Origin of the sequence: Polaribacter sp. IC066 (assembly GCF_007997085.1) — a bacterium.
Lineage (GTDB): Bacteria > Bacteroidota > Bacteroidia > Flavobacteriales > Flavobacteriaceae > Polaribacter.
The window spans coordinates 106,664-123,226 of sequence record NZ_VORR01000003.1; the positions used below are offsets into that span (position 1 = coordinate 106,664).

A 16,563-nucleotide genomic window follows, 5' to 3' on the forward strand; every position below is an offset into this window, starting at 1 on the left:
AACCAACCTTTTTTATTTATATAAACACCAATTGTGCTTTAAAAATTATTATTTGTTTGTTAATATGCTCAACTTATAAAAATAGATAACCATTCATCAGGCCCATTCCCTCTAAAATCTCTAACATATGCTCTTCTCTCTGCTCTTGCATCTCTATGACTCATACCTGCTCCTCTATATTCAGCATACATTGAGTTTCCTTGACTTCCAGATCCAAAAAACATATCCACTTCAGAAATATCTGTATTAAATTCGATATTCTCAGTTTTAAGTTTTTTATCCAAGTCGCTTTTCTCGATCATAACTTCTTTAGAGTTATTTGTAACAGTTTCTTTTTTCGCTGTAGCATTTACCATAATTGCAATACTAAAAAATGCGATGCATAATAATTTTTTCATAATATTAATGGTTAATTAGTTAATATTATGCAATTAACAGATAAACAAGAGAAATTAAGTTTTATTTAAGAGTATACACATTAAAGTTATAATTAGTTACAAATATGAGAATGGCTTATTACTTTGGTGAAAGTAACTTTTTTAATATTCAAAAAAATTAAATAATAATTTAAATTTTACACGCCATAATTTAAACGATAAAATGCTAATAAATACAATTAAACAGCGTATTCCACGATTACATTACAAAAGTACAAGATACTATTCATTTTTATTTAACCAGCGTTTTTCATCTTCTGCAGCCAGTTTTTCAAACTCTACTTCTGTAATTAGTTTTTTTCTTTTTAATGCGGGCATTTTATTTTCTTTTGTTTCTTCAATGTCCTCATAAAAAACTATTTTTTTTACTCCGTAGGTAAATCCTTCTCCCTGTAATTCTATGATTAAACCAGATAAATTGCCATAGCCTAAAGGCCCATATTTATAAAGTAATTGTGGGGTATACCATGCTGTAAAATTACGCGTAAATACTTCACCTTTAGGATTTGTAATTGTATTAGACGTAGTTGCTTTAAAACATAAGTACTCTCCTATCATTTTGGTTTCATCATGCAATTGCCATTCTTGATAAGAACGTGCTACTAAAAATTTTCCAAAATCTTCTTGTAACTCTTCTGTTATATAATTATTTGGTTGTTGCTTAATGCGACCATAAAAACCTACATGAGTAGTTGTTAAAAAAGCAGCGAGTTTAGCAGAAAATAATTTACGCTCCAAATAAAATATGGAAATGGAATCGTTAAAAACCAGAGTGAAATCAAATTCTGAAGCTACTGTTTCTACTTTAGGCATCGATTCTGGAAATGACCCTAACAAAACTCTATGTCTACCTAGATTTTTATCTATATATGTCTTTATACCATAACTAACTTTGGCTTTGATATATTGTTTTTTAGATTGCGAAAAAACTGCGATACTAATTAGAAAACAAAATAAAAATAAGTTTAACGTTTTTATCATCATCATTTAAAATTAAAAAAAAGTTCACTTAAAAAATAAAACAAACTTATTTAGTTAAAATCAAAGCTTTTTATTGTTCAAAAATTAATCATCATATAACACAAGAACATGAAGCCATGCGCATACTCTTTTACTGCATTCTCTAACACTAGCTCCTATTCAGCTGCAGCGCTCTCTAACTATACCTTGCATCTCTTAATTTTTTATAAAAAATAGTTCCTTTTTCAACGCATCCAAAAAAAAATCATCTTGAATACTTACTCCATTAAATTCGACAACTACAGTTTTAAGTTCTTTCGTATTGTTTGTTTCAATCTCTATTTTACCATTGAAATTTGCTACAGTTGTAAAACTATATCATTAAACAGATACAAAAAATCTTATAATCTTAATAATTCATTAATTGCTATTTTACAACAAAGGGATAAAAAAGATATGGTAAGTTTTTAAAAAACTATTCAAAATTAGCATTAACCAACAACACAAATTGAAAATAACAGGTAAGTGTACTCCACTACTTTAGGGAACTCCCCAAATATTTGAAAATATTAATTAAAACAAACGAAACCCTATCTCAAGTCTTTTGGATCCATTATTTTTTGTTCTAAAAGTTGTTTCATTACAATTTCTGTCATGTCACTTTTAAAAGCAAATTCGTACCGAATATCTACTACATAGGCTTTTAAACGCATTTTTAAATACGAACGTCCTTCTTTTACTTCGTTAAAAAACAGTACGGAAATTGGTTTGTTTAAATAGATATATTTAGACACTTGTGCAGACTCGTTTGCTATTTGTCTTACAAGCTTTGTATCTACAGTAATTGGTAAATAAATTTCTGCTACCACTTGGCAATTGGCTTCACCTGTATTCGCATTTGAAACAGATTGATTCATTAACTCTCCGTTCGGAATACTTACCAAAGAATCATCTGCGGTAACAATTCTAATAGAACGTAAACCAATTTCTACAACTTCGCCATAATGGCTACCAACCTCAATTTTATCGCCCACCGTAAAAGGCCTGTCTAATAAGATAATGACACCGCCAAAAATATTTTTAATGATATCTTGTGATGCAAACCCGACGGCAATACCTAAAGATGCAGAAACTGCGATTAAGGTTGCTAACGGTGGCTGAAAAATGCCGACAATGATTAAAACGATGATAAATATCCAACCGAATATTTTAATTATCGGAATAATTCCTTTGATGGTAATACGCTGATTTGTAAATTTTTCTGCATATTTTTCAAGTAAGGAAACTACAAAACGGATGAGCAGATAGCCAATAATGATAAAAATTAATGCCCAAATAATTTTGCCCGCAGAAAAAAATTCCCAGATGGGTGGCGGCGTTAAATTTTTAACTATTTTATCTTTAGTCGCTTTTACTTCTTTTTTTACTTCTTTTTGAGCTTCTGATTTTACAATTTCATTAATGTCTAACGTTGTAACTTTTGCAGTATCTGCTTTTTGTATTATTGGCGATAAAGGCTCTTGAAACGCAACGCTACTATCTTTTGCAACCATTAAACTGGCTAAAAAAAGAAAAAAAATGAATACTATTTTTTTCATGGTATCAGGTTTAATGAATCACGTTTTTGCTCTTTAAAAGAGAAGTAATTTGACGGTATAAAAATATATTTATGGTATAAAACTCACCGTCGTCTATTGTTAATAAGCCTTTTTCCTGCAAATTATGCACAATGTTTTGGGTATGTTGCGCATCTAAACTAGAAAGCTCTACAATATCTTTCATATCTAATCTTTCTTGTAATAAAATACTATTGAGCATTAATAATTTTATCGGTGCTATTTTATTTAAAAATGATGTGTCAATCGTTTTTAATGAACGCATATGAATGGTACTGCCAGAAACCATAACTGTAGAGCGAATCCAATACATAAAAGCAATTTTATAATTACTTTGTGCAATTTTATGAATATCACTAAAAAATTCTTCTTTTAAACTCTCTTGTTGTGCTTCTAAAGAAGATTTTAAAAACTTTTTAGACAGATAAAAAACCGGTGGCTTTTCGAAATATAAATTATAACCACTAATCTTATGTCTTCTAATTAAGGCCTCTTTTATGGTTTCTTTATCTATTTCATTCATTTCTATGGTAAATGCAAAAAGCTCTGATAATTGTAACAGCTTATCTAAATATTGAAATGCATATTTAGCAGAAGTAACAATCCAAAAAACATTATTTTTTGTGGCAGAAATTATGGCAGAAAGTTGATGCAATACATTAAAACCTCCTACCTTTCTAAAATATAAATAGTGTACATTTTCTAAAACAATTGTTCTTTTCTTGCCGCTATTAAAAAACTGAATCCATTCTTCTATACTACTAAAATCTTTCGAAAAAGAAGTATTCAAAAAATTCATAAACTCGTTCGTTTCGCTAATATTTACGTTTGATGATAAAAAGATTGTTTTAGTAATTTGTTTGTTCTTATTCAGAAAATAATGAATTAAAGAAGTTTTACCAGAACCTCTTTCTCCCACAATTATAGTCGCAGCAAAATTACCTTTGTCAAATGTACTAAAAGCAGTTTGCAAGGTGTCAATAGCTTCGATTCTTCCTATAAACAGCGCTTCGTTTTGTAAAGTTTCAGAACGAAATAAACGCTGGTACACATAAGGCAGTTCATCTAACGCTTTTTCTGCTTGTTTTAAAAAGTCTGATAAATCGCTATTTACTTCTGTAATTTCATTAAACAAACCCGTTTTATGCAATATGCTTTTTACAAAAGCTACCGATTTTGAGTAGTTGGTTTTTATAAAAAGTAACGCTATTGGTATAAAATTCTTTGCGTTATTTATTACTTTCTTTTTAAGGAGTTTACTTTTTTCTATAGATTTTGCTTTGGCTATAATGAGCCTAATTTCTACAATATTTTCGGTATCTGTTAACGCTAAAATACTTTTATTAAACGCCTCGATACTTGGTAGTAATAATTCGGCATTCGCAATATTTAAATTTGCCAGCGTATTTTTTAAATTTTCTACTTTTTCTTCACTTCTTTCTAATCCTTCTAACGCCACTTTTTTAGGCGTATTTTCTTGAGAAATATTTTCAAAAAGAGACAATGCAGATTCTAAATTGAACTCAATTATATTATCTAATGCATTTATATCTTCTATAAAAGTAGTTACTTTTACATTCAAATCTACTTTTGCTTGCTTAATTTTACCTGCAAGACTTGACCAACTTTGATAGCTTACCAGTTCATAAGGCGAAATATAATTGATAGAAGATGTTGTTGTTTTAGACACGTAATTATTGTCTGTACTAATTGCTCTTTTTGTAGACAGTGTTTTTAAAGTACTCTGTGTACTTTCTTCAAATTGATTAATTTGTAATGAAATTTCTTGGTTGCTAACAAGTGTGGTTGTTTTATCAATTATTTCTTGAAAGGTAGTCTTAAGGTTTTTTAGTTCACTTACAATACTGTTTTTTATAGCTGTACTTGTCTTTTTATCTGTGATGACCAGTTTTACAGCATGTACATATTTTTTAATGACTTCTAACTCCTTTTCAATTATTGTAGTTCGTTTATGGATTGATTTTTCAAGTTCGCTATAGTTCAGCAACACGTTAAAAACAATTTGGTGTATTTCGATGTCTAACTCCCAATCGCTTTTAAAAACGCTCATGGTATTCTGCCAAAGCAATTCTTCTTTTTGACTTTTTTCGACAACACTTTTTTGATACTTTATAATTTTATGTGTCTTAAAAAAACTAGCAGATAACTCAATAGTATCGACTTTGTATAAGGCGTTTGTATATTTTAAAACAGTGGCTTCATAAATTTCGCTAAAAACTAATTTATAATGCTCAATTCTTGTTTCGGCAGCAGGTATTTCTCTGATACCAGAAAATAATTCATCAGAAAAAATTAAAGGAACATTGTTCTCTAAAAAAAGTTCTATTGCCGCATCAATTTGCTTATCTATTGACCAATATTTGTTGGTGATTTCAGAAATTTCTTTATAAAAAGCTTCAATAACCACTGCTAATTTATTGGTAAGCTCGCTTTTAAAATAATATTCTGTTGCATTTTTAAGCGGAATTTCTTGTCCCCAAAAAATTACCTCTTTTTTAGTTTTTCTGAAAACATTGGTTGTTTTCAAAGGAATTTTAGACACTTTAAACAACAAATGTTTAATCGTTTTTTGAAACTTTAGTATTTTAGAATCTGTTTCTAAACCCAAAAAACGCTCTTTATCTTGCGTACGATTTAAAACTTCATTAACTGTCTCTAAATGGATATTTAACGAAGTATAATAAGCATCAAACAACACTTCTCCTTCTAAATTTAAGGATGAAAAATAGCTTGAAACAATAGTTTCTATATTGGCTTTATAGGTGTTTAAATCTATAATTACAAGATCCTTATCTTCCTTTTCAAAACTTTTAGAAGTCAATTTTTTTTGAAGCTCTTCTATCTTTAAAATTACTTTATGATGTTCTGTAATTTTCTGTAAAAAAACCGGTACTAATTTTTCATTATACAGCGTTACTATGGCACTCTGTTGCTGTGAAATAATCTCTTCCATAGATAAAATTAAAGGTGTAAAGGGATATTAGATGCCCCTGTTTTTAAATGCAAATTACAAAAGAATATTGAATGATTTCATAAAAATATTTGAACATCAAATTTTTAAAAATCCAAAGCAAAAAATAAAAGGTGGCTGATCTAGAGGATATTAATTGGAGTTGAATTGTAGCTTTACGGTAATAAATTGTGAATTTAATTTATTCTAAAAACTCTTTTGACTTATTTGTAATCAAAAATGAGCCTAATTCTTTGTCAAATTATCTTAAAAACGAACTAAAAAAAAGCGTGTTATTAGTTAAAGCTGCCATAAAATTGGTGCAACTTCAATTTTAAAAATGTTTTACCTTCTTAACATCCAAGAAGCAGGATCTAGTTTATTGGTGTTTTGTAACAGCACAAAAACGAGCGTTGTTTTACCCGTAATTTTATCCGTAAATATCTTCCCTATCTTTTGCCCTGTGATTATTTTATCGCCTTTTTGAACATAAGAATTCTCTAAATTATTGTAAGAAGTAATGTAGTTTCCGTGTCGTATCATCACGTTTTTTGTTCCGCCAGAACCCACTAAAATGTTTAAAACTTCTCCGTTAAAAATAGCGTTAGCACTGCTACCTTTACTGGTAACAATATGCAAACCTGTGCCATTAATTATAATTCCTGGAAATGAAGGATGCGATTGTTTCCCAAACCTTCTAACCACCACGCCCTCTTGAATTGGCCATGGTAGTTTTCCTTTATTCAATTCGAATTTTGCAGCTAGTGCTTTTGCTTCCGGACTTAATATAAACTCGTTTTTCTTGGTAGCTGCGGGTTTATCTTTTAATTTAGAGAGCGCCAATCTGTTAGCGCTCGCAATTTCTTCTTTTACTATTTTATCTATTCTTGCCGCAATTCGCTTTTCTTCTTTAACTTTCTGCTGAATCTCTCTTTTGTATTTGCCTTCTTTCTTTTTAATGGTTGTAATAAGACCTTCTTGTTTCTTTCTATCTACTTCTATTGCTGCTTTTTGATCTTTTTCTACCAAAATCAAGGTATCCTTTACACGTTTTTGATAGCCTAAAGAATCGTTTAATTTTTTAATATAAACAGCTTGTACAAGAATTTCTTCACCTTGTTTTTTTCTAAAAGATGTATATTGTTTCATATACTCTAAACGTTTGTACGCTTGGTAAAAATTTTGTGAAGACAACAAAAACATTGTTCTACTTTGTTGCGATTTACTCTTATAAGACTTGTAAATCATTGCCGCATAATCTGCCTTTAAATCTTCTAAACTCTTGTTCAGTTTTTGCAGTTTACGCTGATTGGTTCTAATTCCTTTTGATAAAAGTTGTGCTTCTAAATTAATGGTATTGATCAATTTATTTCTGACATCAATTTTTTGTTTGATGTCTTTTAACTCTTCTAATGCATTTTTTTCTTTCCTTATTTCACTAAAAAGCAACGTATTCAGCTTGGTGATTTCTACTCTATATTTTTTGCGCTGCAACTCTAACTGCTCTTTTGTTTGACTAAAAGAAGAAAAACTCATCAAAAAAATCAACGAAAAAATTATATGAAACTTTAAAGTACCCATTAAAACTTTAACTCTTTATAACCGCTTGGTATATTAAAAGACATCTCTACCGCTGTATCAAAAACAACCGTTTTATAAATCAAATCTATTGTTGTAACCCTTTTTGAGTTTTTTGCTTTTATTTGAACCTGTGAAGGAAAAATTTCAGTATCGATTAAATTATAAGAAGGATAATCGATCTCTAAACGCAAATTATTATCGGCATTGATAATAGCTTGTTGATTTAATTTAAAATGAGCTGGGTTGATGGTGAAAAAAATATCAAACAATTCAGTTTGCTTTTCTGGCGATAAAACATACGTGTTATTTCCAATTTTTACCTCTTGTTCTTCTTCTTTTACATTTATTAAAGACTGCCCTAAAAACAGATTTTGCAACTGCTCAAAATTAATCTTAACACCGAGTAACTGTTCTAACATCGAAAAATCGCCTTCAAAATAATTTTTAAAAACCGATGAATAGTACCGCACTGAAGTTGGAGTAATTTCTGCTTTAAAAATTGTGAGAAATTTAGTTCCTTTTAACCAAATAACTTCATCTTTTTTAATTTTCATGCTTACCGACAAACTTTGATTTGTTTTTTCATTATCAAAATTAACCTTTAGTTTCGCATCAATCGTCTTTCTATCAAAATTAGCGGCTATATGCTTTCTTGCTACTTTTTTCGCAGACATATCTTTGGCTATTGCCTTGACATTCATCATATTTTTTGTTGATTTACAAGAAGTGAGTATCATTGTAAAAAGAAGTATGTATTTTAAAAATCTCATGAATTAACTTTTCAATTTTTCAGCTTTTAGCTTGTATTTATTTTGGTCTTTTCTATTTCCTAAACCTTGATAGGCTCTTGACATTTCTTGGTAAAAATTAGCTTCCATAATATCTTCTATCACAAAATCAATACCATTTTGTAACACCGAAAGTGCCTTTTTATGATCTTTTAAATCGTTTAAAGCTTTCCCTTTCATTAAATAAACATAAGGCTGTGCCGGAAATAGAGAAATACCTTCATCGCTATATTTTAATAAAACAGCGGGTTTATCATCAGAAATTTTTAAAATTTGCTCTAAAACTTGATAAGATTTATCGCTACTAAACCGATCTTCTAAAGCGCTAATATCGGTTAATTTTACCTCTTTAACGAGATCAGATTTTCTTGCCTCTAAACTTGTTTTAAGCCTTTTTAGGTTTGATGATAATGAATTTTCAGTTTCTAAAGTGTTCATTAAAGAAATCGCTTTTTTATATTGCCGATCGTATAAATAAAGTCTAACCAAAAATTCTTTTTCTTTAGGTTCGGCTGTTATTATTTTTTGCTGAACAATAATAGCCTCTTTAAAATTTCTATCTTTTTGATGAATTTTTACCAAATGTTTTAACATCCAAATATTATCAGCATCTTGCTCTAACGCTCTGTTAATATATTCTTTGGCTAATAAAATATTGTTTAAAAATAAATAATTTTTTGAAAATTCAAAAAAAACAGCCACGTTACTCGTTAAAAGCTGATTGCAGTTTTCTAGATTTTCTAGGGCTTTTTGATAATTGCCTATTGATTTTTGAGACAAGGCCTTAAAAAAGAATTGCTGAAATTTTAAATCTGCCGCTTCTGTTAAATCTTCAATTTCAAGAATACTATCTTGCCCGTTTACTTGCATTGAGAAAAGAAAAATAAAAAATGAGAAGAACGTCAATTTAAAAAAATAAAATTGACTTCCTTTACTTGCTTTTATATTCTTTACTATACAAGTCATTATGTTAGTTCTGTATAATCACCAATGCTTACAGAGGTAAATTTACCGTTATACTTTGCATGGTTGCCAATCATTGCATTGTCTAAATTAGCATTAGAAATCGTTACGTTTGTCTGAATTAATGAATTCACAATCGTAGATTTTGTAACCACACTATTTTCACCAATAGAAACATACGGCCCTATTTTACTATCTTTTAAAACAACATTTTTACCAATATAACAAGGCTGAATGATTTCTGAATTTTCTAAAACCACATCATCAGAAACTAAATTATTGCCAGCTTCATGTTCAAATTGTAAAGTTTGCTTATTGGTATCTACTGTTGGGTCTTTCTTTCCACAATCCATCCAAGAAGTTACTTTACCCGGCATAAATTTAGCACCTTGTTGTTTTAAAGATTCTAAAACATTTGTTAATTGATATTCATCATTCTCTTTTAAGTCATTATCGATTAAATATTGAATTTCTTCTAATACTTTCTCACCACTTTTAAAATAATAAATACCAATAATTGCCAAATCAGAAACAAATTCTTTTGGTTTTTCAATAAAATCGGTAATCACGCCATCCTCTAATTTTACCACTCCAAATGCACTTGGGTTTTCAACTTCTTTAACCCAAATAGCGCCATCTGCATGCACATCTAACGTAAAATCTGCTTTAAACAAAGTATCTGCATATGCCACTACACAAGGACCGCTCAAAGATTCTTTTGCACAATAAATTGCGTGCGCAGTTCCCATCGCTTCGTGCTGAATATACACAGAGCCTTTAGCGCCCAATTTATAAGCAATATTCAATAATTTTTCTTTCGTATCGCCAGGAAATCCTTTTGCTGTAGTTCCTATTACAAAAGCTATTTCTTCTATTTCTTCATCAATTACAGCCGCAATATCTTCTACCAAACGTTGTACAATGGGTTTACCCGCAATAACCGTTAAAGGTTTAGGAACTGTAAGTGTATGAGGTCTTAAACGAGAGCCAATACCGGCCATAGGAACAATAATTTTCATATAATATTTTTAAATTAAATAGGCTTGCAAGATACCATTAATTAAGACATGCTAAAGATTGTTTTTCTTAATTTGGAGCGTAACAAAAGTATTTCTAAAAACATTCTTCTCCCTGTTTACCGGTAGACGCCTCCTTGTTTACCGGTAGACGCAAATATCATGGTAAACAAGGATTGACAAGTGCTTTTATTTTCTATATCTTTAACGTGTACAAAGAAAGAAAAAATGTTGTCCCCCAACTAATAATCGTTTGTTTATAAATGATATCAAAAACTCGAGTTAACGCTTGGGTTTTTTGTTTCTTTGCAAAAAATAAAACTTGTGAATTATTTATCTGTAGAAAACATCTCTAAATCTTATGGAGAGAGAGTACTTTTTGAAGACATCTCATTTGGAATTAGTAAAGACCAAAAGGTTGCTTTTGTTGCTAAAAACGGAAGTGGAAAAACTTCTATATTAAATATTATTGCCAATTTAGATGTACCAGATTCTGGGCAAGTGGTTAGTAGAAAAGGAATTAGCATTGCTTATTTGGCTCAAAAGGACGATATAAATCCTGATTTGACTATTGAAGAAACCATTTTTGCTACGGATAACAAAATACTTACTATTGTAAATCAATATGAAAAAGCCCTAAAAAATCTTGATAATGCTGATGCATATCAGGCTGCCTTCGATTTAATGGATCAGCACAATGCTTGGGATTTTGAAACGCAATACAGACAAATTTTATCAAAATTAAAATTAGACGATTTAACGTTAAAAGTAGGATCGCTTTCTGGCGGACAAAAAAAACGGCTGTCTTTAGCGATTGTTTTAATCAACAAACCAGATTTACTAATTCTTGATGAGCCAACCAATCATTTAGATTTAGAAATGATAGAATGGTTAGAAGCCTTTTTTGCAAAAGAAAAAATCACACTTTTTATGGTAACCCATGATCGTTACTTTTTAGAACGTGTTTGTGATGAAATTTTAGAGTTAGATGAAGGCAAAATATACAAATACAAAGGAAATTATTCTTACTATTTACAAAATAAAGAAGAACGTTTAGCTTTAGAGGCTACCAATTTAGGAAAAGCAAAAAGCTTATTTAAAAAGGAATTAGAATGGATGCGAAAGCAACCAAAGGCTAGAACTACAAAATCTAAATCTAGAATTGATGATTTTCATCAGATAAAAGACAAAGCGCATCAGCGTAGAAAAGACCATACCGTTCAGTTAGAAATTAATATGGAACGTTTAGGAAGCAAAATTTTAGAGCTTCATAAATTGCAAAAATCTTTTGGCGATAAAGTTATTTTAGACAATTTCGACTATGTTTTTAAACGTGGAGAACGCATCGGAATTATTGGTAAAAACGGAACAGGAAAATCTTCTTTCTTAAATATTATTACCGAAAAAGCTCCTGTAGATGGCGGTAAAGTTGTTATTGGAGAAACCATTAAGTTTGGCTATTACACACAATCAGGAATCAATATTAAAGCAGGACAAAAAGTAATTGAAGTTGTAAAAGAGTTTGGAGAATTTATTCCGCTTACCAAAGGAAGAAAAATTTCTGCTTCTCAATTATTAGAGCGTTTTTTGTTTGATAAAAAGAAACAATATGATTTTGTTGAAAAACTTTCTGGAGGAGAACAAAAACGTTTGTATTTATGTGCCGTTTTAATACAAAATCCTAACTTTTTAATTTTAGATGAACCTACAAACGATTTAGATGTAGTTACCTTAAATGTATTAGAAAGCTTTTTATTAGATTTTCCTGGAAACTTATTAGTGGTATCTCACGATCGTTATTTTATGGATAAGATTGTAGATGCACTTTTTGTCTTTAGAGGCGAAGGCGTTGTAGAAAATTTTCCGGGAAATTATTCAGATTTTAGAGCCTATGAAAATTCTACCGATAATGAAATAGAAGAAAAGCCTGTTGAGAAATTGGAAGAGAAAAAGGTTGAAAAAAAGAAATCAAAAAACACCTTAAGTTTTGATGAAAAAAGAGAATTTGGCTCTTTAGAAACAGAAATAGAAAGACTTCAAAAAAGAAAATTAAAAATCGAAAATCAGTTTTTAAATGTAGAAATTGCTACAGATAATATTCCTGAAAAATCTGAAGAGTTGCAAGAAATTGCAGCTGAATTAGAGCAAAAAGAAGAGCGTTGGTTAGAGCTTTCTATGAAATTAGAAGAGTAAATAAATGATTATTTTGCACAGATTCTTGTAGAAATCTAGAGGATGTGCGAGGTATTTATTTTTACAAAACTTAACAAAGATTATAGTTTTTGATTCTAGTAAAATTTTCCTATTTAAAATAATTGCTTAAATTTTAAAAAAAATAGAATTAAAATGGAAACTATTCGAATTGATATACTAAATCCAAAAGCAAAAAAGCTTTTAATTGGTTTAGCCGATTTAAATCTTATTAAGATTAGTAAAACTGAAAATGATTCTGATTTTTCTTCATTACTAAAAAAATTAAGAAATAAAAATAATGATGAAATTACACTTGAAGAAATCACAAAAGAAGTTGAGGAAGTGAGACAATCACGTTATGAAAAGTAAGAAAATAATACTTGATACGAACCTTTGGATTAGTTTTCTCATTTCAAATAATTTACATCAGCTCAACAAATTAATCAAAAACAAGAAAATTATTTTAATCTTTTCTGATGAATTAATCGAGGAGTTTATCGATGTTGTAAGGAGTCCAAAATTTAAAAAATATTTTCAAAAATCTGATATTGAGAAAATGCTTAAATATTTTGACCAATACGGAGAAATAGCAAAAGTAGCATCAAATATTCAAATTTGTAGAGATAAGAAAGATAATTTTCTACTGAACCTATCTATAGATTCTAAAGCATATTTTTTAATTACAGGAGACAATGATTTATTAGTTTTACAAAAAATTAAACACACACAAATTATAACATTCTCTGATTTTATTGAACAATCTTAAATTAATCAACACTTACAATATCTTTATCTTCAATTAAGTTTTCATTATTAAAACGCAGTAAGATCTGTGCCACGGCAATGGTATCTTTTTCGCAATACGTTACAATTCTTTGTAAATTTTTTTCTTTATAATATACATCTGCAACCTCACTGCCATCAATATCATCTTTTGGTGACGGAATGCCTAGAATTGAAGTCAATAATTTAAGGGAGGTATAATGTTTATAATCGCCAAATTTCCATAATTCTAAAGTGTCTATATGCGGCACTTCCCAGGGTTTCTTTCCGAATAAATTTAGCTTTTTAGGTAATTCTATTTGATGCATAATCATTCTTCTAGCTATAAAAGGGAAATCGAATTCTTTACCGTTATGGGCACATAAAACATTTGCTTGTTTTGAAAAGTGTTTATCTAACACAACTTTAAAGTCGGTTAAAAGCAGATGCTCATCATCACCAAAAAAAGAGGTAATTCTTAACTGTTTGCTTTCTTCTACATCTACAAAGTAGCCAACAGAAATACATATTATTTTTCCGAATTCTGCCCAAATACCAGCTCTTCCATAAAACTGTTCTGCTGTAAACTCATCCTTACGTTGGTACTGTGTTTTCTTCTCAAAAAGACCTTGCATTTCTTTTGAAAGTAAATTCCAATTTTCTTTTTCAGGAACGGTTTCAATATCTAAAAATAAAATATTATTTAATGTGTACGTAAGATTCATAGCGTATTATTTTTTCCTTTTCTAGCGAAAGATACTAAAAATAAAAAAGCTCCAAAAATTAATTTGAAGCTTTTAAGTTTTATTAGAAGATAACGAATTATCTAATTACTAATTTAGAAGTAGCTGTTTTTGTTCCTTCTGTTACTTTTAAAATATAAAGACCCGCAGAAATTGATGAAACATCAACATTTGATTGTATACCAGAAAATCTTGATGAAAGCACTCTTTTACCTAATACGTTAAAAATAGAAACTTCTTTTGTCTCTGAACTATTACTTTTAATTGTAAAGATGTTGTTAGTAACAGGGTTTGGATAGGTTGTGAAACCTTCTATGGAAGTATTACGAACAGATGCCGTAGTATTTGCATAAGAACCAATAGGAAAAGGCACTGTTGCCGTTGCATTATTAGTACCACCTTCTAAACCGTCAACACCGCTATAAGTCCAATTTTCGGTAGTAAAAGTAGTACCATCAGGACTTGTATTCGATTTTCTATACGCCCATCCATCTAAATAATCATAAACTTGCCCTGAAAAATCATTATTAACATCACCAAAAACATCAATTATTTGTCCGTTTTCATACAATTCAATAGCATCATCTCCATTAATTCCCATTGAACCAGAAGTATAAGTTGGATTCATTCCAAAAAATGTATTAAAACCTTCTTCTTCTGTAGAAACATATATAAAAGTTCCGGCAGTTGCTGAACCAGCAGGAAAAGCAAATTCTACAGTACCCGCAGTAGAACCACCACCATTAGAAACAGAGCTCACACCAAATGAAGATAAATCTGCAACATCTTTTAAAACGTAAACTTCAATACCTTTTGGATTTCCGCCAGTTAATGAACCGTCATAAACCCCTGTAATTACTATACTATTCGTTGTTCCTCCAAAAACAGTACCGTTCACTGTAATCATACCATCTGCTACACCTGCAGAAGAAATAGTAATATCTCCGGTATAGCTACCTAGTGTTAAACCTGCTTTTAAACGAGCATACACCGTAGTTTCCGCTACTGAGCCTGAACTAGGTGTTATCGTTACCGCATCTGCAAATCCATTTGCTGTTGTTAAAGAAACTTCGTAGTTTGCTGCAGCAGTAACCATAAGATCACCTGTTAAGAACAAGCCCTCAACTGTAAATGTTTGCTCTTCGGATGGAAGTGCGTCACTTTCAACATAATTAAAATCATTTAAGAATGCTGTATACGAAAATTGCGCCTCTGCAGGGCTAATTTCACCAGACAAAGCAACTGTTTCATCATCTGCACCCGCAGAAGTTATTACAATATTACCAGCATACGTATTTACTGCCAAACTTGCTTTTAAACGAACATAAACATCCGTAGAAGTAATTACGCCATTTGTTTGAGTAAGTGTAAATGACTCTGTAAAAGTACCTCCTGAAGCTAAAGAAACTTCAAAACTTGCTGGAGCTGTAACAAGAATATCTTCTGTTAAATTTGTTCCTCCAACTGAAAAATCCTTTTCTGCTGATGGACCGTTACCAAAAAAGTAATCTAATTCTGAAATTTCAGAACCATTAGTAACTGTAACAGATGGGGCAGCACTTGGAGCTGTCCAAGTTATATCATCAATAATAACTTGCTTCGAAGTTGTATTTACGATTTCTATAATCACATCACCAGATATATTGATACCAGAAACTGTAAAGGTTTGTTCATTAAAATCATCGAAAGGGGTCGAAGTTCCTTTAGAAACTCCATTTATAAAAAGTTCAACTTGCCTATCGCCACCGCCTGTAAAACCTTTATATAATTTCACAGAAAAATCTCCAATTCCGCCAACTATTGTGCTCGACGTAATTTTACTGTTATCAGAAACCCTTCTTAACATTATCGCTGGTAAAGAAATACCAGAGTTATTAGAATCGCCATTTGCATCTCTTGACCCTAAATAAGTCCAAGTAACTCCACCCGCACCAACAAAACTATCGTCTGAATAAGAGCTTGGCAGTGTTGCATCTGTAAATGTTTCTGATCCCTGACAAAAAGAAACAGCACTAAAACAAAGTGTCATTAATAAAGTAAAAATGTAATTTTTTTTCATGTTTTAAATATTTAAAATTAGTTTGAGTGCAAATTATAAAATTAAAATAAAAACAAAGCTATTTTAAAATTAATTTAATGTTACCCCGTAACTTTTTATTACTTAATTATTTGGCTGTTAAAATTTTATTGATTTGTTAATTAATGACTCAAGTTTCGCACCTCCAAAGAACGTAAGAACATTGAGATTTAGATTTTTTTTTGAGTGACTTTAAGTAAGTTAAACACTTGATCATTACAAGTTTATTGCTTTTGTTCCAAAACTAACTTTTCAAGCTACTATTCGGTTAGTTTTAAGTTAGGATCTGGCTCAAAAATTCTTTTGATCCTGTGAAAATAATCAGAATCAGCTATCATCCTAGTCATCATTTTTCGAGAATCTACCTCGGGAAATAGTTCTTCCACAATGGTAAGAATAGCAATAAGTAATGCGATGAGCCTTTGATGTAATCTTACTTCAAGACATTCTGCCTTA

The 16,563-nt window shown here is 30.2% G+C and carries 14 protein-coding genes; 3 read left to right on the plus strand and 11 right to left on the minus strand.

What is annotated here, in order from left to right; all coding sequences use genetic code 11:
- Nucleotides 1-68: 68 nt before the first annotated feature.
- The 8 genes from ES044_RS01775 to ES044_RS01810 form a co-directional block, all read right to left on the minus strand.
- On the minus strand, nt 69-398 hold the full coding sequence (locus ES044_RS01775; RefSeq protein WP_147117611.1) for a hypothetical protein: 330 nt from the start codon (nt 396-398) through the stop codon (nt 69-71).
- Nucleotides 399-659: 261 nt separating this feature from the next.
- Nucleotides 660-1,421: a GLPGLI family protein gene (locus ES044_RS01780; protein WP_189663144.1), complete on the minus strand. Its 762-nt coding sequence runs from the start codon at nt 1,419-1,421 to the stop codon at nt 660-662.
- Between the two features lie 566 nt (nt 1,422-1,987).
- A complete protein-coding gene (locus ES044_RS01785; protein WP_147117613.1) occupies nt 1,988-2,995 on the minus strand; it encodes a mechanosensitive ion channel family protein in 1,008 nt (335 codons plus the stop codon).
- 10 nt (nt 2,996-3,005) lie between these two features.
- Nucleotides 3,006-5,987 carry a hypothetical protein gene (locus ES044_RS01790; RefSeq protein ID WP_147117614.1) on the minus strand — a complete coding sequence of 994 codons (2,982 nt, stop codon included), beginning with the start codon at nt 5,985-5,987 and terminating at the stop codon, nt 3,006-3,008.
- Between the two features lie 342 nt (nt 5,988-6,329).
- Complete coding sequence (locus ES044_RS01795) at nt 6,330-7,565, minus strand: murein hydrolase activator EnvC family protein (protein WP_147186853.1); 1,236 nt, start codon at nt 7,563-7,565, stop codon at nt 6,330-6,332.
- Complete coding sequence (locus tag ES044_RS01800) at nt 7,565-8,269, minus strand: DUF4292 domain-containing protein (protein WP_223813538.1); 705 nt, start codon at nt 8,267-8,269, stop codon at nt 7,565-7,567. Before ES044_RS01800 ends, ES044_RS01795 begins: the two co-directional genes overlap by 1 nt.
- 69 nt (nt 8,270-8,338) lie before the next feature.
- The gene (locus ES044_RS01805) at nt 8,339-9,319 is read right to left on the minus strand and encodes a tetratricopeptide repeat protein (protein ID WP_147117617.1); all 981 of its coding nucleotides are present in this window, start codon (nt 9,317-9,319) and stop codon (nt 8,339-8,341) included.
- On the minus strand, nt 9,319-10,335 hold the full coding sequence (locus tag ES044_RS01810; protein ID WP_147117618.1) for a sugar phosphate nucleotidyltransferase: 1,017 nt from the start codon (nt 10,333-10,335) through the stop codon (nt 9,319-9,321). The genes ES044_RS01805 and ES044_RS01810 overlap by 1 nt, the downstream gene beginning before the upstream one ends.
- A 321-nt stretch (nt 10,336-10,656) precedes the next feature.
- On the opposite strand from ES044_RS01810, the gene ES044_RS01815 reads away from it, so the two are divergent.
- The 3 genes from ES044_RS01815 to ES044_RS01825 all read left to right on the plus strand — a co-directional run bounded on the left by ES044_RS01815 (nt 10,657) and on the right by ES044_RS01825 (nt 13,291).
- Nucleotides 10,657-12,525 carry an ABC-F family ATP-binding cassette domain-containing protein gene (locus ES044_RS01815; protein WP_147117619.1) on the plus strand — a complete coding sequence of 623 codons (1,869 nt, stop codon included), beginning with the start codon at nt 10,657-10,659 and terminating at the stop codon, nt 12,523-12,525.
- 153 nt (nt 12,526-12,678) lie between these two features.
- Nucleotides 12,679-12,894 carry a hypothetical protein gene (locus tag ES044_RS01820; protein WP_147117620.1) on the plus strand — a complete coding sequence of 72 codons (216 nt, stop codon included), beginning with the start codon at nt 12,679-12,681 and terminating at the stop codon, nt 12,892-12,894.
- Nucleotides 12,884-13,291: a putative toxin-antitoxin system toxin component, PIN family gene (locus ES044_RS01825; protein ID WP_147186856.1), complete on the plus strand. Its 408-nt coding sequence runs from the start codon at nt 12,884-12,886 to the stop codon at nt 13,289-13,291. Before ES044_RS01820 ends, ES044_RS01825 begins: the two co-directional genes overlap by 11 nt.
- Before the next feature lies 1 nt (nt 13,292).
- Here ES044_RS01825 and ES044_RS01830 read toward each other — a convergent pair whose 3' ends face one another.
- From ES044_RS01830 to ES044_RS18735, 3 genes are all read right to left on the minus strand, one after another.
- A complete protein-coding gene (locus ES044_RS01830; protein WP_147117621.1) occupies nt 13,293-14,012 on the minus strand; it encodes a 3'-5' exonuclease in 720 nt (239 codons plus the stop codon).
- 97 nt (nt 14,013-14,109) lie between these two features.
- Nucleotides 14,110-16,089 (minus strand): T9SS type A sorting domain-containing protein, encoded by a 1,980-nt coding sequence (locus tag ES044_RS01835; RefSeq protein ID WP_147186858.1) that lies wholly within the window; start codon nt 16,087-16,089, stop codon nt 14,110-14,112.
- A gap of 278 nt (nt 16,090-16,367) precedes the next feature.
- On the minus strand, nt 16,368-16,563 hold a 196-nt coding region (locus ES044_RS18735), incomplete at its 5' end, for a hypothetical protein (protein WP_223269086.1).